The sequence below is a fragment of the Marasmitruncus massiliensis genome, from assembly GCF_900186535.1.
Lineage (GTDB): Bacteria > Bacillota > Clostridia > Oscillospirales > Ruminococcaceae > Anaerotruncus > Anaerotruncus massiliensis_A.
This window is the reverse complement of sequence record NZ_FYDE01000003.1, coordinates 477806-496952: the sequence shown is the minus strand read 5'-3', so window position 1 is coordinate 496952 and position 19147 is coordinate 477806. Positions and strand designations below refer to the sequence as shown.

Sequence of the window (19147 nt, the reverse complement as noted above, 5' to 3'; positions counted from 1 at the left end):
GAAATGTTGATTTTAGCGGACGCGCAGAAGGCTTATCTTGCATTTTTGGATGTGAACTATTCCTACCGGTTTGCCAAGCAGATGGAACAGTTTAAATCCAATTCGGTGCTCGGATACCGAACGGCGGGTTCCCGGGCGGAATTCGAAACCGGGGAACTCCTGTTCCACGAGATGAAGCGCATCGGCCTGACGGACGTCTGCAAGGACGCGTTTACCCTGGATACCTGGGAATTCGATCATGCCCGTCTTTCCTTCAAAGATACCGGCGGCACTGTCCGGCGGTTTGAACTGGGCGGCTACCAGACGAATTTTCATACTGGCGGGGCGAAGAAATTTGCAATCGTTTCTGCCGGAAAAGGCACCGCGGAGGAACTGTCGGGCCTGAACGTTGAGGGAAAACTGGTTCTGATCGACATCAACCAGCGCGATGACTGGTGGATCAGCTATCCGGTCTATCAGGCACACCTGCACGGAGCCGCCGCTGTGATCGCCGTACAGAACAACGGATACGGCGAAGTGGACTCCACCGCGCTCAATGCGCAGAACATTGCGGGGCCTGCCGACGCTCCCGCTTTTTCCCTTTCGCAGGCGGACGCGCACCTGCTCCGGAACTACATCGCATCCTGCGGCGGAGAAGCCGCCGTCCTCTTCGACGCCAGCTCCACCGTCGGTTTCGACGGCACCTCCTACAACATCGTCGGGAAAATTCCCGGGCGCGACCCGGATTCCATGTTGCTGGTGTCCGCGCACTATGATTCCTATTTCTCCGGCTTTCAGGACGACAACGCCGCGGTTGCGCTGATGCTGAGCATTGCACGCTCGATTCTCGCAAGCGGTTACCGACCGGAAAAAACGCTGGTTTTCTGCGCAATGGCCGCGGAGGAATGGGGAGTTTCCAATTCCAAATATGACTGGTCCACCGGCGCTTACAATGAGATTTTCCGCGTCCATCCCGAATGGGCCGGCAAGGTCGCGGCGAACATCAACTTTGAACTGCCCGCCTACGCGCATGACACACAGGATGTCATCCGCTGTGTTTATGAATATTCCACTTTTCTAAACGCCTTTGTCTCCAAAGTTCCCGATATCACCCACCTCTATCCCGACGGGCTTTCGATCGTTTCACCTGTTATGACCTGGTCGGACGATTTTTCGATGGCGATTGCCGGTGTCCCCTCAATGGTGAATGATTTCGCGGAAGGCAGCTACATGGAGACCCACTATCACACCCAGTTTGACAATGACGATGCCTATGACGAAAGCATCTACCGGTTCCACCACGCGCTTTACGGTACCCTGCTTCTGGCTTATGACCGCTGTGCGGTTCCCCCGCTGGATTTTGTCCCGCGTCTGGAAGCGCTCAAGGACAGGATCGATATCGAACGGATGACACAGTGCGGCGCCAATGCCAGCGGGCTGATCCTTTCCGTCAACCGGGCGCTGACGGCGGCAGAGCTGCTCTATCAGCAGGTATGCACGCTGAACCATCATTATGCCAATGCGCTGGACAGCGGCGACCGTTCCGCAGCGGATGCGCTGTATGCAAAAAGCCGCACGCTGTATGCGGGGCTTCTTTCGGCCTTTAAATTCTGTGAGGACAGGTTTACCCGCCTCGGGTGGCACGATGCCGTGCTGTTTCCGCACGAATATGCGCAGCTCAATCTGGCTCTTCTGGACGGAGCACTGCGCGCGCTCAATGCGGGCGATGTAAACAGCGCGCTGGACCACTGGCTCCATCAGATCGACACCACCTGGTACGCCTACTATTTCGATGAAGCCGTATGCCGCCATTTCACCGACTATGTGCTCCATCAGCCCGCGGACCGGCTGATGTGGGGTGCGGGGCGCATTTGTGGTCTGGTCGATCTTGTGGATGTTGTAAAGTCCCTGCTGAGAAAACGCGGCGGTATGCAGAATCTCAAGAGCGAAATTTTTATTCTGCAAAATGCTGAAAAGGAGCTTTCCCAACAGTTGATCGAGAGCGTGTCGAAAGAAATCGAAGCATTGGACTTCCTGTCCGCCCAATTGCAGGAACTTTTGAAATCGTGAGAGATACGGCGAAATACAGAGCATATGCGAGGATTCGCAAGCATGCATCTTCTGAGAGTGTTCAACTCCGTCCAACTCCAAACTGTTCCTGCACAAAGCGTTTGCAAAAAACTTGTGCAGAGTGTTAGAATATAGGTAATCCAAATACACAGTTCCATCCGGCAAACTACTAATTAGGGGTGGAATTATGGACTAGTCAAACTCACCAAATTAAATTCGAAGTTTAACTCGTAACAATTGTAAAAGGTGAGTGAAATCGTGAAAACCGACCAACTATATCGCGTAGAGAGAAAAGATTTTGGCAAGCTCAATCAGCTTCTAACCGAATGTTTTCAGAAAGACCCTCTCTACTGTCAGCTAATCCCGCAAAGAGATAAACGTAAAAAACTTCTGCCGGAACTTTTTAGCTGTGATTTGGATGAGATGTTTGAAAACTGTGAAATCTATGCCGACAGCAAAGACCTCAATGGAATCATTATTGTTTCCGACGAGACGGAACCGTACAACCCGCTGAAATACTACGCGCTCGAACTTTTCTACGCGCTCAAATCGGGGCTATACCTCATCCGTGACGACCATTCGCTTGCTACCCTCTGGAATTTCATCAAAGGGAAGGATTATCTGTCGTCCAGCTGGACAGATTCGATCAACACAGATCGGCGTATGCATATTATTTATTTCGCTGTGCGTCCGTCGATGCGCGGCAAAGGCATCGCCGGAAAGCTGATGAACAGCGTTCTGCAGTATGCCGACGAGCATCACTTGACAACCTCACTGGAAACACATAACGAGCAAAACCTAAGCTTGTATGAACATTATGGTTTCCGTCTTTATGAGGTGATGCAAAAGCATTTTGAACTCAAACAGTTTTGCATGGTTCGATAAAACCGAACCGGGTATTTATCCGTTGGGATAAATACCCGGTTTTTTTATTTCATAGGTGTTAATTTGCCTGTTAACAGCTGACTTTAAGATTTTTCCGGTTGAAACCCGGGAAAAACCCGCATATAATGAAAGAAAGAACATGAGAAGTGAGGATGCTATGAAACGATTTATCACCGGTGTAACAGTTCTGGCTGTTGCGTTTTCAACTTTGCCCGCATGTGCCCCGCAGGAACAGGCTGTTCCCGATTCGTCCGCATTGGAGCAATCCATTTCCGAATCCATAAGCGCGGACATTTCCAGCGATCCCGAGCCCGTATCTTCGCAGGCCGCGGCCCCTGCTCTTGAAGTGGCTGTCGGAGGTGCCACCGTTTCTGTGGCCGCCGATGCCGAGCTTTCCACATTTGACGTCAGCGCCGTGGAAAACCTGCCCGTTTTTTCCGCACCGGACGCACAATGCAGCATTACATGGAACGGAGAATCGGTTTTTGAGGGAGCTGCGGAAGCCCTGAAAGAATTCAGGCCATCCCAGAACGGTGTATATACATACAAGGTCGCGCTGCCGGACGGATCTGCCTATCAATTCGGTGTGAACTGCCAGTTCCCCGTTAAAATCACAGTGCCAACTACCGTACAGCAGGGCGAAACCATCCTGATCCGGGCCGATTACGCAAACGGAATCACGTTGACCGCGCAGAGCGGGCTGGACTTTACCCCCCAGTTTTTCGCCAGCGGGGATAATACCCAGACAGCCCTGCTGCCGGTGCGTTATACGACCGCGCCGGGCGCTTATCCGCTGACTGTACAGGCGGGTGAAGTTACCTTCCGTTATGAGATTCAGGTGCAGAAAAGGGAGTTTGAAGTCCAGTACCTGACAATGGACCCCGGCACCGCCGCGGATACCGCGCTGAGTGCCGCCGCCAACGCCGAATGGGAACAAAAGATCGAGCCGCTGAAAAAAATCGCGGACCCGCAGCGTTATTGGGAAAACCCGTTCCTTCAGCCGGTTGAGGGCGAAATCACCACTGAATTCGGCTGCATCCGCTACACCAACGACGACCCTACCCCCACCCGTCACAGCGGTATTGATATCGCGACGGCGAAAGGAACCCCTGTTCTGGCAAGCAATAACGGCCGTGTCCTCTTCGCGGATTACCTCCAGCTCACCGGGAACACCATCTTGATTGAGCACGGTTACGGTCTGAAAACCTTCTATTACCACATGGATTCCCTCAATGTGAAGGCCGGCGACATGGTACAAAAGGGTCAGCAGATCGGCGCAGTGGGAACCACCGGCTATTCCACAGGCCCCCACCTTCATTTCGGACTCGCGGTCAATAACGTTTTTGTCAATCCATGGACAGCTCTCCAAAACGGAATCTGAGAAAAAGGAGCCGGCGCGAATGCGCCGGCTCCTTTTATATGCTTTTCATTAATCGGTGACAACTTCATAGCCTGCGCCAAGCCAGCCGGCGCCGCTTTCGGCACTGCCCATGCCGCCGTGCAGCGAATAGGCGTTATAGCCCAGCAGCCTGAGAATCGCGGTCGTCTGGGAAGAGGTCTGGCCGGTATAGCACTGGACGATGATCGTCTTGTCTGTCGGCAGTTCTGAAAACTTCGCCTGCATCCCCTGCCCGAACGGGTTGTTGACCGCGGTGGGGATATGGCCTTTGGCGTAATCTTCCGCCGACCGGATGGAATAGACAAAATAGCTGTCATCCTCGGCATCCAGAACTTCCTTCAGGCTGTCGGCCTTGAAGTTAAAATTCGCAAATGCTGTGCCTTTTGCGGCTTCCACATCCGAAAAATACTTTGTAATCGCTTCCTGAATGGCAGGATCAACGTCATAAGTATCTGTCGGTACCGGTACAGCTTCCTTGTCAATGTACTTCTCGTATCCCTCAGCCTTAGAAATTCCATTGTCAAAGCCAAGCTGTACATTCGCGGCAAATTTTCCGGCTACATTCAGAAGCGCGGTCACTTGGGACGCGGTCTGACCGGTATAGCAGTAAACATAAACCTGTTTATCATCCGGAATCAGGGAAAGCCCCTCTGCCACGGCAGGGCCGAACGGCATATTGACTGCTCCCTTGATATGGCCCTCGGCATAAGCGTCCGGCTGTCTGACGTCAAGGACAAACATGTCTTCTCCCGCATCGATGGCGGCAAAGAAATCGGACACACTCTTCATAATTTTTGCTTTATCAAAATTCTCGAAATAGCCCATCGCAGCAGCGGTTACCACATCGGAACCTTCAGAACCGGCGTCAGAAGAGGCTGGCTCCGAAGAAGCAGCTTCCGAAGACGATGCCTCAGCTGAAGAGGCGGGTGCGGAAGATGCTTCCGAAGGTTTACTGCCGCAGCCGGCAAACAGAGAGGAAGCCAGTGCCAATGATACAAGAAGCGCGGCTAATTTTTTCATTTTTATTACTCCTAACGAAATTGAGATGGTTTGAATCAATCGGTGTATTGCTAAGCGACTCGACTATGAGGCATCTTTTTTACTCGCGGCAACCTGTCCGGCGGGCAGTTCAACCGGATTGTTCGGATTGGACGACCATTCCAGATAGGCGCCGTCATAAAGCTTGATGTTCCGGTAGCCTGCATCGTAAAGGCGAAGGAATACCGGGGCGGCCCTCATCGAGGTCTGGCAGTACATGATGATTTGTTTTTCCGGGCGCATATTCAGATTGATGTAATCAATCCGCGTGGTTTCCGTACTCTTAAAGGTACCATCCTTGTAAAAATTGTTGATATAATCGTACATGACGGAAGAAGGAACCTTGCCCTTTTCGGCAAATTCCTCATCTGTGCGGACATCCAGCAGTATAACGTTGGGATCCGGCTCGTTAAGCTGTGCCATGACGTCTTTTGCAGTGGCAAGCCATTGCGTCTGCTTTTCTCCCGCGGTATAGGCTGTTGGGGTGATAGCGAGCGCCTCTGTCGAAAGGGAAATCCCCGCCGCCTTAATTGCCTCGATACCGCCGTCCACAACCTTGACATTTTCATTGCCGTACATCAGCATTGTCCAGAAAAAGCGCGGCGCGTTCATCTTGTTGCTGTCATACGCGATCACCGTGGTATCGTTGCCGATCCCGCTCGCGGACATCAGCTTTTCAATTTTGCTTTTAGATGTCAGCATATTGTCAACAGGGACATTGATCACGATGTCGTCTTTTGAAAGATTGACAGCGCCCGCGACATGCCCCGCGGCGTAATCTTCCGCGCTCTGCATATCCACGATCGCCACATTTTCCTTACCTATGTATGAAGAAAGTGATTTTGCCGGAATAATTTTCTGATCACTTTCTTCATATTGGGACGGATTGCATGCGGCCAGAGATACAAGAACAAATATGCATACCGCAAACATTGTTAATTTTTTAGCAATCATCCTCGTGCATTACCTCCTTTTTGCTTTTTAAATAAAATCGCTAAAAAGTTAGTAAACCGTTATGCCCTACAATCAAGAACGCTTCAAATTCTTCATTGTAGATTTCTTTACCATTATACTTCACAAATCTTACAATATGCTATCACATTTTATTATACTGCATCTGATTGTTTAATAGATTTCAAAAGCGGCAGCAATTATGGTAGAATGAAGAAAAGCCCAAAAAGCCGTTCCTGAACTTTCATTTTAACCTGCCCGGAGGTGATGGCATATCAGAAAACCTGATAGCGGCGGTAGAAATTCAGCTTTTCTGAAAATCGCTTTCTGGCTGTTTCTGCTGCTGTTTTTTCTGATCAACCTGCTGTTTTTAACCCGGTTTCCATTCGTTCATTCAGACGAAAGCTGGCTGGCCGGGTTGACGCGGGCAATGATGGAGGATCATTCGCTTGCTGTAACCGAACCGTTTTTTAATTTAAAGCCCCGCTGGCCCCATGCCGTCAAAAGCCTGTTCCATCTGCTCCAGATGCCCCTGGTCGCCCTGTTTGGCTACCGCATTTTTTCGGTGCGGCTGCTTTCACTTCTGGGCGGCTGCGCCGTGCTGATCCTGTTTCGGAGTGCGGTCAGGCGTCTTTCTGCGGGGGAGGCCGCCCCGCTTTTCGCCGCTATACTGCTGGCCTGCGACATTCAGTTCGTGTATGCCTCGCATTTCGCCCGGCAGGAAATCCTGATTTGCGTATCTATCTGCGCCTGCATGTACCTGTTTCTGCGGCAGGACGGAATGCTGCCCCGCCAAACAGTGATCGCCCTTAGCGTGATTACCGGGCTGTCAATCGGGCTTCATCCCAACAGCTTTCTGATCGCCTGCCTGTGCGGCAGTCTTTTTCTGACGCGCATCCTTGTTTATAAAACCGCCTCGTTCCGCCAGTTGGGACTCTATACAGCGATAACGGGTGGATTTGCCGCTGTCTTTATCGCGGCAAGTTTTGCGATGGATTCTGACTTTATCCGGCATTATCTTGCCTATGGAGATAGCGAATTTGACCTGCTGATACCGGTTACCGGCAAGGCCGCCGAGCTGGGAGCCTTTTTTCAGAAACTCTGGTATGGCGTCAGCGGGACTTATTATCTGCCCGACATCAAGCCACAGCTCCTGTTGTTCCCCCTGCTGCTGCTCTGTGCGCTGGCATATGCCGCTGTCATGCGCCGGGAAGATTCCGTTATGAGCCAACGTCTCGCACAGGTTGTCTGTGCCGCTGCCGGAATCCTGCTCGGTACTGTCCTGATCGGACGCTATAACCAAACCGGCATTGTCTTTCTGATGCCGCTCTGCTGGATGCTTTTCCCGTTTTTTTGCACGATGTTCGGCAAAATTACAGGCAGGGCCGTTTTTGCCGCTATTGCCGCTGTCGTCGTATGGTCCTCGGCACAAAATGTCCGCCCATGGCTTTCCCAAAGCTACGAGACCTATCTTGGACAGATCGCGAACCTTGTTGCGCCGGATGCAAAAGTGCTCGGAAATCTGAACAGCGGCTTTTATTTTGAAAACGGCTGTCTGCTGGATTACCGCAATCTCAGTTATCTGAGCGAAAACGGACTTCGCTTCGATGACTACATTCGCCAGAACGGGGTGGACTATCTGCTGATTTCTGACGAGCTGGACTATATTTACTCGGTCAGGCCGAAATGGAATACCATCTACGGCAATACGGCTGGCTATTATGAACAGATGCAGACATTTATTCAAAATGACTGCACTGAAATCGGACACTTTGAAAGTCCGTATTACGGAGTGCGCATTCAGGAGCTTGTCGGTTCAGGAAAACAGGATACCATAACCGTCTACCGTGTGAACGAATAAAGGAGGTCTGCAACATAACGCAGACCTCCTTTATTCCACCCCCAGCAGTTCTTCCAGACGGCTTTTCAGATTCGGAACCGTACCGTCGTTTGAAAAGATGTGTCCAATGCGGCGGGACGGCAGATCAAAGACAGCAACTCTCTGCGCGAGCAGCAGGGCTTCGCCGATATCATGCGTGATAAACAGCACCGTCAGGCCGCCCTGGCTCCACAGTTTTTTCAGGGTGTCCTGCGCGTTCCTGCGGGTCAGGTAATCAAGGCTGGAAAACGGCTCATCCATCAGCAGAACTTCCGGGCTCAATGCCAGCGCGCGTGCAAGTGCGCCGCGCTGTTTCATCCCGCCCGACAGCTGATAGGGGTAACAACCCGCGGAATCCCCAAGCCCGGTCTGTTCCAGACAAGAGCGTACCAGTTGAAGCGCCTGGTCTGTTCCCATCTTGGGAACAGTTTTCCGGATGGCAAATAAAAGGTTCTGCTGTAAGGTCATCCACGGAAAAAGCTGGTTAAAGTCCTGAAACAGCATGATCATCTTCTGATCGGGAGAAACAACAGGCGTATTTCCCAGCCCGACATTGCCGCTGTCGGGCGGTTCAAATCCGCCCGCAATCCTGAGCAGTGTGGATTTTCCGCAGCCGGACTGTCCGAGCACCGCGACAAACTCTCCGTCTTCCACGCAGAGGTCCAGTCGGTCAAGCACCTGACGTGAACCACTCTCCGTAGGAAAAGATTTGCTGATTTGTTCCAGTTTAAGCGCCAAAGGGAAACCTCCTCACTGCCGAATCTGTGTCATGCCCCATTTTTCCGCCGTCTGCCGTTCGATTTTTCCAAACAGCAAATCTTCCACCAGCATCCCGATGACAATTACCACAAGGATGCCCGCGAACAGACCGGCAGTATTCATGAACGTGCGCTGCTTGAAAATGTACCAGCCGATTCCCCCTTTGGAGCCGATCGCGCCGAACACCATCTCTGCGCTGATGAGTGCCCGCCAGGCGCGCGCCCAGCCGATCTTGACGCCCGACAGCAGCAGCGGAAAGGAAGCCGGGATCAGAATCTCGGTTGTAATCGCGAAAGAGTTCATGGAAAGGTTGCGTCCTACGTCTGTGTAAATGGGGGGCGCGGAACGGAACCCGGCGGTCAGATTCAAAAGCATGGGCCAAAGGCAGGAATGCACGATAATCGCCAGAATCGCCCCCGTTCCTGTGCCGAACCACAGGATGATCAGCGGCAGAACCGCAATGCCCGGCAGAGGATGTGCGATGGCGGATATCGTGTCAATCAGGTCTCCGGCTACCGGAAAACGCATCGATAAAAGTGCCAGCACAAAACCTAAGCCTAGCCCGATGGCCATTCCCAGAAAGATAATCCACAGGGAGAACCCCGCCTGCCAGACAAGGTCGCCGCGCAGTACGGAATCAGCGAGCACCCGCAAGACCTCCCCAACAGAAGGGAACAGCAGCGGGGATACCCCGGTCAGCCGGACGCCCCCTTCCCAAATAAGCAGCAGGACCAGCACCCAAAATAGTCGCAGCGCCAGCCTGTGCTTTTGCAGGTCGTAATAAACTTTCATCTGATTCCTCCGAATTCCCGCATTATGAATTCACATTTGGAAATATCATCTCTTCCATTTCCGGGCTGTTTTTCACAAAGCCCATACGCCGCATCACATCGGATAGCTTTTCGATCCCCTCCAGCCGGTTGGAGTAAATCGTCCCGCGGTAGGTCATCTGCTCGTAGAGTTCCTCCTCCGATAGTCCATAAACAGGCGCCAGATCAGCCGCCGCCTGCTTCAGATTCTGATTGATATAATCGATTGCCTCATTCAGGCTTTCAATAAACGCCTGATATTCTTTCGGACGCTCCCGATAAAAGTCCTCCATCGCAACCCCGGTAATAAAGGTAAACGGCTGCCCCATGATTTCTTCGCCGGTGTAAATGCTGTGCATACCCGAGTCCAGCTCTGTCCCGATATAAGGCGGCGTGGCGACATGGGCGGTCACCTCGGTATCGGCCATCAGCGCGTTTGCAGCGTCGGGGTGGGACATGGACACCAGCTGGCTGTCAAAATAGTTCGCATCCCCCAACTCCTGCTCCGCCGCCATGCAGAGCAGCACATGCTGGGTGCAGGCAGGAGACAGAATGGCGATCCGATCGTTTTTCGTCAGGTCGCCGAGCTTCTGTACCTGTGGATTTTTTACCATAATCGCCATCTCGTTAAAGCTGATACCGGTCGCAAATTTCCACTTCATGCCGTTATCGATCCCCATGAGGACGGGAGCCGGGCCCATAAACCCAAAGTCAATCTCCCCCGCAAGCATTCCTTCCCGGATCGCGGTGGGTCCGCCGAACTGCTTCCAGTTGACTGTTACGCCCGGAAGCCGCTTTTCCAGCAGCTTCTGCTGTTTCATAATTTGCAGCGGCGCATAGGCGATTCCGAACTGCTCGGCAATATTCAATTGGTTTGGCGCTTGTTTGGCGCAGCCGGCGCAGAACCCTGCCGCCAATGAAACAGACAAAAGCGCCGCCGCCCATTTTTTTGCTATTTTATTCAATTGGATACTCCTTTTTACAAATGCGCGGGAATCTCTCCCGCAAAATTATGCGGGATCACCAGATTCCGCCCGTTATCATCCAAAACGCGGAACAGGCGGTAAAATTCCCGCAGTTTTTCCTCCATCCCGCCGGTTTCGGACACTATTACGCAGTGCCCGAAGCGCGCGGTCGCATTTTCCAAAGCGGGAATCCGGTCCCCCAACCCATAGTTATAGCCCGCATCCAGCACATACGGCAAAGCGCGGAGTTCCTCCAGCGGGGTAACGGTGCAGACCTTTCCACTGTTGCAGAACATCAGCTGAACTGAAACCTGCCGGGGGTTTTGGGATGGGTCGTACCCTTCTAGTACAGAACAATCCACAGGATTTCCGAGGGCGCTGTCAATCACCGCGCGCAGGATATCAAAGCTGCTGAGATAGGGTAAAAACACGTCCTCAAAAGCGCCGCCGATGCGGCAGGCAAGCTCGTTGACTTTGATGCCGTCCTTTCCGACGAGCATCTGAATATAAACCGGCCCGCCGCGGATTGCGAAGGCGTCCACGATCCGGCAGGAAATCCGCGCAATCTCCTGATAGCGCGCCATATGGATGGCAGGAAACCGGTGGCCGACACAAACACCGATGTGGACGGGATCATCAAAGCACTGACGATCGGTGACAGCCAGTAAAAACAACTTTTCGTCCTGCACCCAGCCGGAAACCGTCAGCTCGGCTGAGGGATAAAATTCCTCCACCAACGCCTCCTTTTGGCGGGAAAAGGACAGCGTTTCCCCCAAATGGGAAACCACTTCCTCCGCGCAGTTCAGTTTGAAAATTCCTCGCTGGCCCTGAGAATCCACCGGCTTGAGCACAAATGGAGAGTGCAGACCGTCGAGCGCGCCGGGTCCGGATTCCGGCCCGATCAGACGGTATTCCGCGGCGGGGATTCCATGCTCCGCCAGAATCCGCTTCATCACCTTTTTATTTGTCACCGACAACGCGGTCTTTGTGCTGATAGGGCTTGGCAATCCCAGTTCTGCGGCAACGCACGCGGCGGTATAGACCGGCTGGTCGGTGCCGATGGTAAAGATACCGTCGACGTGGTGCTCTTTTGCCGCGGCAAGACAGGCGGGAAGATCAAAGGTACTCGCCTTTACATGGATATCCGCCAGTTCCGCCGCCGGCGGATGATCGTAATAATCAATCAGAACGGTTTGATGTCCAAGCCTGCGCGCGGCAATCAGCGCGTTCCTCTGGCAGTTGGAACCGCCGAGAACCATCAGTCTCGCCATAACATCCACCTCTTTCCACAATCGACGCAATCTGATAAGGTGCACCCTGCCCTTTGGGGCAAAGCAGCGCGCCCGGCACGGTATAATACCGGAACAGATTGCCGTAAACGCCCGCTAATTTTCTCAGGGAATAGCCTGATGAACCATAGGCCCGCTTCTGCTGCCGGTAAAACAGGGTTGCTGTTTTGGGGGCATAGCGGAACGCCGAAGCAGACAGGTAGATGAACTGCCGGTGCTCCGCGCAGATTTTTTGCGCCAGCTCCGCGGTCATCATCCGAAAGGAACTGACGCGCACCCCGCGCGGCTTGGCGGTACACAGACTGAACAGGATATCGCGCAGCAGGCTTCCCGCCTTGCGGCAGAGCGGGCGCTCTTCTCCGTACGGGATGGCATACACCAGATCATACCCCTCCTGTATTCTGGCGTAAAGCTGCCCCGCGACCTGAACAGGATGCTGGAGGTCGTCGTCCATGGTGAGCAGATACCGGCAATCCCCCGCCGCCAGCGCAAGCCCGCAGAGCAGCGCCGCCTGCTGCCCGCTGTTTTGGGACAGGTGCACCGCGGTAACCCGCCCGTCCGCCATCGCCATACGGTCGAGAATTTCCGCGCTTCGGTCCGTGCTTTTGTCATCGACCAGCATAACGCGGCAGGAAATCCCCGCATCGTCCGCAAAGTTAAGAAAACCCCGCACGACCGCTTCCACCGACCGCTCGGAATTATAAACGGGGATCACCGCCCCGATCTCAAACCGGGCGCTCATCCAGCCGCCGCCTTGCTGAACTGCTCCGAAACGAAGGAGGCGTCCTCTGGCTTCATTCCGGTATGTACAGGCAGGCGCAGGAGAGTTTCATAGGCTGCGCGGCTTTCCGGGCAGGCGTCTTCCCCATAGCCGAGCTTTTTGCCCATCGGGGATATGTGAAGCGGCACATAGTGGGTTCTGCAGTCGATTCCCTGCGCCAGCAGAGCCGCTATCACACGGTCCCGCAAAGCGGTATCAGGAAAACGGACATAATAGAAATGCCCGTTGGGGCGCGCGTAGCCCGGAAAACACATGCGGCGGATCATCCCCCGCATTTCCAGTAATTCCAACGATGCGTGATAGGCATTCACAACCGCCATCCGCTTCGCTGCAATCTCCTGCGCATGCTGCATCTGCCCCAGCAGCACGGCCGCACCAAGCTCACTCATGATCGGGCTGCTCCCTTTTCCCACCCAGGTATAACGGTCACAGACCCCGCTCAAATAATCGTTTCTGTTGGTTCCCTTGTTTTGAAAGACCTCCGCGCTGTGCCGGTCGCTGTCCTTACAGACCAGCGCGCCGCCCTCCCCGCAGGAGAAGTTCTTGGTATAGTGGAAGCTGTACGCGCCAAACCGCCCAACCGTGCCCAACGCCCGATCTTTATAGAAGGAATCCACCGCCTGCGCGGCATCCTCGATCAGCGAAACGCCGGCCTGTTCGCACAGCGTGCTCAAAGTGTCCAGATCGCAGGAAATCCCCGCATAATGAACGGCAATCACCGCCCTGGTACGCCGTGTGAGTTTATCCGCCACATCCCGCAGGGAGAGCGTCTGGGTATCAGGTTCAATATCGCATAAAACAGGAGTCCCCCCGGCAAGCAATACTGCGTTGGCCGCCGAAGGGAAATTGTAAGAAGGCAAAATCACTTCATCGCCCGGTTTCAGTTCCAGAAGCTGGCAGGCTGCTTCCAGGGCATGGCTGCAGGAAGGCATCAGAAACAGGTTCCGGACTTGATACCTCTGCAAAAAAAGCGACTGCAGACTGCGTGTGGATTCCCCGCCGGTGACGAGCCCGCTTTCCAGTACGCCACGCAGCAGCGCCGGCTCTTCTTCCGGGATGAACCGGCTGTAAAATGAGACTGCCATGTAATTCCTTTCCGTTATACTTTTTGTCTCCCGCATGATATACTGGTGAAAAGGAGGCGTATAACCATGATCGAATTGGACTGCCTGGGGGATATATGCCCTGTGCCGATGCTGAAGCTGAAACAGTGCCGTATGCTCAAGGACGGAGAACAGATTAAGCTGATCACCGATCACAGCTGTGTCTGCGAAAATATCACCGATTACTGCAAAAAGCTGAAACTGAACCTCCGGGTGGAAGAACCGGTCAATGGGGTATTTGAAATGTATATTTCTAAAAGCGTCCCGCTGCAGAAATAATCTTCTGTTGATTCAGCAGATAGAAGAATTAACGATATGCTCAAAATATTTGGTGACATTCCGGATCAAATTGCTGGAAGAAGGGTCTTTCGTTTTATACACCATGGAAACGTCATAAACCAGGTGCAGATCGTCCGCTTCCACAATTTTCAGCTGCTGGAGGTAAAGCTCTTTTTTTACCGCCATATGCGGCAGGAACGCCATGCCGTATTTTCCGATGACTGAGGCTTTGACAGACTCGGTGGAGTCCAGATGGTAAAGCACCTGAAAATCATCGATATTGTAGCCCATATTTTTAATCTGGTCGAGCAGCATGCGGTAGGAGCTGAAATTTTCGTTGAGCATAATCAGCGGATATTTTTCCAGCGCCTCGATGCTGATATGGTCCTTTACATGATAGTCCTTTGCGGCTACCAAATGAATGACGTCCGAAAACGCCTTTTTACAGACAAGGCCCGGTTCCTCAACAGTTCCCACCACAAAACCCACGTCTGCCCGGTCATCCAGAATCTGCCGGACGACCTCCTTCGACGGCATGGAGGCGAGCGAGAACTGGAACTTTGGGAACTTATTTTTCAATTTAAACAATGTGCAGGGGAGCGTATAATTGCCCGCCACGGAGGTGGAGGCGATCCGGTAGGTTCCGCTGTTGTGCTGGAGGTTGTCGATTTCTTCCCGGAAGCTCTCATAGGAGCGAATGAGCTGATGCGCATATTTCTGCATGACACGTCCGGCATCGGTCAGTTCTATCCCCCGGTTGCTGCGTTCAAACAGCTTGAGTCCCACCTCTTCCTCCAGACGCTGCATCTGCTGGCTGAGAGCCGGCTGCGAAATATGGCTTGCGGCAGCGACTTTGGAAATACTTTTTTCATTTGCAATTTTGCTGAACAGAATAATATGTTCCAGCTGCATGGAGCCGGCCCCTTTCCATCTATGTGATAATTAATTAACATTTGCTATTGCATCTTATTATACCAGCAAACCAAAAAAGAAGAAACCCCCTGGGATAAATCTTGGCCGGTCATCATAATTTTATATCAGACAGCGCAGAAAGCCCATATACAGGCAATTCTCCGCTATGCCGGACAGATATTCCATAACAACTCATTATATTGCATAAGTACATTAAATAGTCAATTTATTAACAACATGTTATAATCATACGCATAGTAAACCGTTATTTGAAAGCTTCAAGTCTTGAACAAAGGAGGTACAGAGATGTCAGAAAACAAAACAGAAGCGGCCCCGCGCCCTGCAAAACCAAAGAGGAAACCGAAAAAAAGCCAGCTCCCGGTAGCGCTTCTTGTTTTTGTGCTGATGGTTGTGGTTGGTATCCTGCTTCGCTCCCGCTCCAGCCAGGTTTCCATGTTCTGGGTTTTCGGGGGTTGTTTTGGTTTTATCCTGCAAAAAGCCAGGTTTTGTTTTACAGCATCCATGCGTGACCCGGTTTTGACAGGAACGACCACGCTGACCAAAGCGGTCCTGGTTGCTTTTGCAGTTTCGACAATCGGTTTCGCCGCAATCAAATACAGCGCGTTTGCGGGCGGCCAGCCGATTCCCGGCCAGAGTTTTGTCCAGCCGATCAGCTTTGCAACTGTTCTTGGAGGCGTTTTGTTCGGCATCGGCATGGTCATCGCCGGAGGCTGTGCTTCGGGAACTTTGATGCGTGTCGGCGAGGGTTTTGCGGTGAACACGCTCGCACTCGTTTTCTTTATCATCGGTTCCCTCTGGGGAGCGCATGATATGGGTTTCTGGAGTGTTAATTTTGTGGCCAACGGCAAAAAAGTGTTTCTGCCGGACGTATTCGGATGGTTCGGCGCGGTTGTGTTCCAGCTTCTGCTGATTTTTGTCCTGTATATCGCGGCAGATCTCTGGGAACGCAAAAAACTGCATATTACCGATGATGAATAAGTCCATTTGCTTGTACGATTGATATAATTGAAGGAGGATTTTATGATGGCTGAATTTGAACTTGATTGCTTAGGAGAGGTTTGCCCCGTCCCGCTGGTGAAGGCCCAGAAAAAGATTGCTTCGATGGCTGTCGGCGATGTGCTGACCGTACATATTGACCATAGCTGCGCAATGAAAAATATCCCCGACTGGGCCAGAAAAGAAGGCTACAACGTCGAAGTAGAAGAAGTTGACGACGGGGAATGGGACCTGATCATTGAGAAAAACAAGTAAGAGCCTGAAGGTAATCGGATGGCACTATATTCTGATTCGAAAGGCAGGTGTCATTTTACTTGGAAGAATTCTGGAAAAAGATTTCTAAAAACCGGTATTATATCCAGTTTTTCAAAAATCCGTTCAGCTATGTGACGGGCGCGGTTTTGCTTGCGCTGTTCAATATCGCTATTTTTGCTTATTCCGGCAATCCGTGGGGTGTAACCGGCACCTTTGCGAACTGGGGAGCATGGCTGTATCGTCTGTTTGGCGGCAATGTGGATAAATGGTACTATTTTTCCTCTGCAAGCGCGCAGACTACGCTTGAAAACGGTTTTCTGAACAACACCGGCAGCTGGCAGAATATCGGCATCATCTTCGGGGCTCTGCTGGCAACTCTGCTGGCTTCGCAATTTAAATTCAAAAAAATCAAGTCCGCACGTCAAATTGTAGCGGCTGTCTGCGGCGGACTGCTGATGGGGTATGGCGCCAGACTTGCCGGCGGCTGTAACATTGGTGCATTGTTCAGCGGCATCGCTTCGATGTCCCTGTCCGGCTGGGTGTTCGCGGTTTCCCTGTTCGCGGGCGCGTTTATCGGAAGTAAGCTGCTGACTAAATTTTTTATGTAGTCCCGCTATTCGCTTATAGACAATGGAGGTCTTTTGGATGACAAAGGCCTCCATCTGTCTATATAAAGCAAAATTAAAACATCGTTGTCGGCCTTCTGCCGACGGCTTGATTGGGTGTTGTCAAAAACAACCCTTAAACAGAATCGGGAGGTATTATGATGGAAAAAAAGGTGGAACAATATGACGTTGTGATTATCGGCGGCGGCGCCGCCGGACTCACCGCCGGCATTTACTGCGGACGCGCCCGTTTGAAAACACTGATTATCGAAAAGGCCCTTGTCGGCGGCCTTGCGACCTATACGAACGAAATCGAAAACTATCCCGGATTCCCGGAAGGAAACTCCGGGATTGGCTTGATGGAGCTGTTTCACAAGCAGGCGAAGAAATTCGGCGTCCAGTTTAAACTGACCGATGTAAAATCCGTCAGCCTGGAAGGAGATGTAAAAGCTGTCGAAACCTTCCGCAACCGTTATGAATGCAAGGTTGTGATTCTTGCATCGGGCGGAAAGCCCCGCCTCACCGGCGCAAAGAATGAGGAAAAGTATCTCTATGACAAGGGCATCTCGTTCTGCGCCACCTGCGACGCAGCCGCAAATACCGGAAAAACCGTTATGGTGATCGGCAGCGGTGACGCTGCAATTGAAGAAGGCATGTTCCTCACGAAATTTGCAAATAAAGTGATTGTATCCGTCATGCATGACGAAGGCATCATGGACTGCAATGAAATTGCAAAAAACGAAGCCATGCAGAATCCCAAAATGGAATTCGTTTGGAACACGACTGTGGATGAATTCAGAGGCGATGACGAGCATTTGAAATCGGTGGCGCTTAAAAATGTAAAAACCGGAGAAATTGCGGACATTCCGGTCGACACCTGCTTTATCTTTATCGGTTATCTGCCCAATACCGAGCTGTTTAAGGGCATGGTCGATATGAACCGCGGCGGCTACCTGATTACCAACGAAAAGATGGAAACGAAAATTCCGGGCGTTTTTGCCGCGGGCGATGTGCGCGACAAATTTCTCAAGCAGGTCGCGACCGCTGTCGGCGACGGAGCGATCGCGGGCTATTCAGCGGAGAAATATATCGCGGAAAGCGCGGTCTTCCAAAATCAGATCATGAGCGGTGATAAGCCGGGCATCGTATATGTCTGGAACGCGGTTGACCCCGTCTGCCGCGAGCTGCTGCCTGTGATCGAGCAGTTTGAAGAAAAACATGCCGAAGATGTCAAGGTTACCAAAGCGGATATTTACAAGTCGGAAGGAATCGCCAACCGCCTTGGAGTCAGCGAAACCCCTTGCGTCGTATGCGTGAAGTGCGGTAAGGTTATAAAATGCGTAACCGGTCCGCTCACGGTTGAAACGATTGAAAAGCTGGTAGAATGCTGATCGAATGAGTGATGGGAGCGGGGCTTTGTCCCGCTCCTTTTTGCATATGGAGGGTAGGTATGCAAACCAGAAAAATTGCACTGCTGATTTTGCAGGCAGATGTCTTTCTTCTTTCGATTGCCGGATTATGCAGCAAACTGGCCGCGGGCAAGCCGGTTTTTTCCTGGAGCTTTTGGTGCTTTTATGGTCTCACGCTCTGCATCATGGCTATCTATGCGGTGATCTGGCAGCAACTGCTCAAGCGCCTGCCTATTACAACCGCTTATGCCGGCAAAGGCATGGCGGCTATATGGTCCATCATTTGGGGCATCTGTTTTTTCGGCGAAACAATCAGCCCACGGCTGCTGCTTTCAGCGGCAGTCATTGCCGCGGGCGCCGGACTAGTGATCAGCAATGAATCATAGAATCGGCTTGCTGCTTTATCTGTTTGGCGTATTCCTTGCGGTCGTCGGCCAGTTGCTGCTGAAAACCTCCGCCAGTCTTCCCAGCAAAAGCTTTTTGACAGAATATCTGAACCGGTATGTCATCAGCGGCTATGCATTCATGCTGATGTCTTCGTTACTGACAGTGTTGGCATACCGTACAATTGCGCTGAGCGTCGCCCCGCTTTTCTCCGCGTCCAGTTACTTGTTTATCGGCTTTTTCGGTGTTCTGCTGTTTCATGAACCGCTGTCGTTAAAAAAGGGACTTGGATACGGTCTGATTGTGCTTGGAATCTGCATTGCCGCAAGATAGATAATAAACGGAACAGCCTCCCTGCGGATTTAATGCAGGGAGGCTG

At 52.2% G+C, this 19147-nt stretch carries 20 protein-coding genes; 11 read left to right on the top strand and 9 right to left on the bottom strand.

What is annotated here, in order from left to right; all coding sequences use genetic code 11:
• Positions 1-3 precede the first annotated feature (3 nt).
• From C1A10_RS03675 to C1A10_RS03665, 3 genes are all read left to right on the top strand, one after another.
• Positions 4-2049, top strand: coding sequence for a M28 family metallopeptidase (locus C1A10_RS03675; protein ID WP_101908932.1), 2046 nt, complete (start codon positions 4-6; stop codon positions 2047-2049).
• 258 nt (positions 2050-2307) lie between these two features.
• Positions 2308-2934, top strand: coding sequence for a GNAT family N-acetyltransferase (locus tag C1A10_RS03670; protein ID WP_101908931.1), 627 nt, complete (start codon positions 2308-2310; stop codon positions 2932-2934).
• Between the two features lie 157 nt (positions 2935-3091).
• Entirely contained in the window at positions 3092-4315 is a 1224-nt protein-coding gene (locus C1A10_RS03665; protein WP_180950965.1) for a M23 family metallopeptidase, read from the top strand.
• A gap of 48 nt (positions 4316-4363) precedes the next feature.
• Here the strand turns inward: C1A10_RS03665 and C1A10_RS03660 are convergent, their stop codons facing one another.
• Together C1A10_RS03660 and C1A10_RS03655 are read right to left on the bottom strand one after the other, a co-directional pair.
• The gene (locus C1A10_RS03660) at positions 4364-5353 is read right to left on the bottom strand and encodes a rhodanese-like domain-containing protein (RefSeq protein WP_101908929.1); all 990 of its coding nucleotides are present in this window, start codon (positions 5351-5353) and stop codon (positions 4364-4366) included.
• 63 nt (positions 5354-5416) lie between these two features.
• On the bottom strand, positions 5417-6325 hold the full coding sequence (locus C1A10_RS03655) for a sulfurtransferase (RefSeq protein ID WP_101908928.1): 909 nt from the start codon (positions 6323-6325) through the stop codon (positions 5417-5419).
• A 427-nt stretch (positions 6326-6752) separates the two neighbouring features.
• Between C1A10_RS03655 and C1A10_RS03650 the strand changes: the two genes are divergently transcribed.
• Positions 6753-8183 carry an ArnT family glycosyltransferase gene (locus tag C1A10_RS03650; protein WP_145997689.1) on the top strand — a complete coding sequence of 477 codons (1431 nt, stop codon included), beginning with the start codon at positions 6753-6755 and terminating at the stop codon, positions 8181-8183.
• A gap of 30 nt (positions 8184-8213) precedes the next feature.
• Here C1A10_RS03650 and C1A10_RS03645 read toward each other — a convergent pair whose 3' ends face one another.
• The 6 genes from C1A10_RS03645 to rffA are packed head-to-tail and all read right to left on the bottom strand — an operon-like array spanning position 8214 to position 13889.
• Complete coding sequence (locus tag C1A10_RS03645) at positions 8214-8939, bottom strand: ABC transporter ATP-binding protein (protein ID WP_101908926.1); 726 nt, start codon at positions 8937-8939, stop codon at positions 8214-8216.
• 12 nt (positions 8940-8951) lie between these two features.
• Positions 8952-9752: an ABC transporter permease gene (locus C1A10_RS03640; RefSeq protein WP_101908925.1), complete on the bottom strand. Its 801-nt coding sequence runs from the start codon at positions 9750-9752 to the stop codon at positions 8952-8954.
• 22 nt (positions 9753-9774) lie between these two features.
• Positions 9775-10734: an ABC transporter substrate-binding protein gene (locus C1A10_RS03635; protein WP_242968820.1), complete on the bottom strand. Its 960-nt coding sequence runs from the start codon at positions 10732-10734 to the stop codon at positions 9775-9777.
• Positions 10735-10748: 14 nt separating this feature from the next.
• The gene (locus C1A10_RS03630; protein WP_145997688.1) at positions 10749-12005 is read right to left on the bottom strand and encodes an ATP-grasp domain-containing protein; all 1257 of its coding nucleotides are present in this window, start codon (positions 12003-12005) and stop codon (positions 10749-10751) included.
• Positions 11914-12765, bottom strand: a complete 852-nt coding sequence (locus tag C1A10_RS03625) for a glycosyltransferase (protein ID WP_101908922.1) — start codon at positions 12763-12765, stop codon at positions 11914-11916. Before C1A10_RS03625 ends, C1A10_RS03630 begins: the two co-directional genes overlap by 92 nt.
• Positions 12762-13889, bottom strand: coding sequence for a dTDP-4-amino-4,6-dideoxygalactose transaminase (gene rffA, locus C1A10_RS03620; RefSeq protein WP_180950964.1), 1128 nt, complete (start codon positions 13887-13889; stop codon positions 12762-12764). The genes C1A10_RS03625 and rffA overlap by 4 nt, the downstream gene beginning before the upstream one ends.
• A gap of 66 nt (positions 13890-13955) precedes the next feature.
• On the opposite strand from rffA, the gene C1A10_RS03615 reads away from it, so the two are divergent.
• Positions 13956-14186, top strand: coding sequence for a sulfurtransferase TusA family protein (locus C1A10_RS03615; protein ID WP_101908920.1), 231 nt, complete (start codon positions 13956-13958; stop codon positions 14184-14186).
• A gap of 12 nt (positions 14187-14198) precedes the next feature.
• Here the strand turns inward: C1A10_RS03615 and C1A10_RS03610 are convergent, their stop codons facing one another.
• Positions 14199-15098: a LysR family transcriptional regulator gene (locus C1A10_RS03610; RefSeq protein WP_101908919.1), complete on the bottom strand. Its 900-nt coding sequence runs from the start codon at positions 15096-15098 to the stop codon at positions 14199-14201.
• Positions 15099-15404: 306 nt separating this feature from the next.
• On the opposite strand from C1A10_RS03610, the gene C1A10_RS03605 reads away from it, so the two are divergent.
• The 6 genes from C1A10_RS03605 to C1A10_RS03580 all read left to right on the top strand — a co-directional run bounded on the left by C1A10_RS03605 (position 15405) and on the right by C1A10_RS03580 (position 19101).
• A complete protein-coding gene (locus C1A10_RS03605; RefSeq protein WP_101908918.1) occupies positions 15405-16097 on the top strand; it encodes a YeeE/YedE thiosulfate transporter family protein in 693 nt (230 codons plus the stop codon).
• A gap of 45 nt (positions 16098-16142) precedes the next feature.
• The gene (locus tag C1A10_RS03600; protein ID WP_101908917.1) at positions 16143-16370 is read left to right on the top strand and encodes a sulfurtransferase TusA family protein; all 228 of its coding nucleotides are present in this window, start codon (positions 16143-16145) and stop codon (positions 16368-16370) included.
• A 59-nt stretch (positions 16371-16429) separates the two neighbouring features.
• Complete coding sequence (locus C1A10_RS03595) at positions 16430-16978, top strand: YeeE/YedE thiosulfate transporter family protein (protein ID WP_101908916.1); 549 nt, start codon at positions 16430-16432, stop codon at positions 16976-16978.
• A 155-nt stretch (positions 16979-17133) separates the two neighbouring features.
• Complete coding sequence (locus C1A10_RS03590) at positions 17134-18366, top strand: FAD-dependent oxidoreductase (protein WP_101908915.1); 1233 nt, start codon at positions 17134-17136, stop codon at positions 18364-18366.
• Between the two features lie 59 nt (positions 18367-18425).
• Entirely contained in the window at positions 18426-18770 is a 345-nt protein-coding gene (locus tag C1A10_RS03585) for a transporter (RefSeq protein ID WP_101908914.1), read from the top strand.
• Positions 18760-19101, top strand: coding sequence for a DMT family transporter (locus C1A10_RS03580; RefSeq protein ID WP_101908913.1), 342 nt, complete (start codon positions 18760-18762; stop codon positions 19099-19101). The genes C1A10_RS03585 and C1A10_RS03580 overlap by 11 nt, the downstream gene beginning before the upstream one ends.
• The last annotated feature ends 46 nt before the right edge of the window (positions 19102-19147 follow it).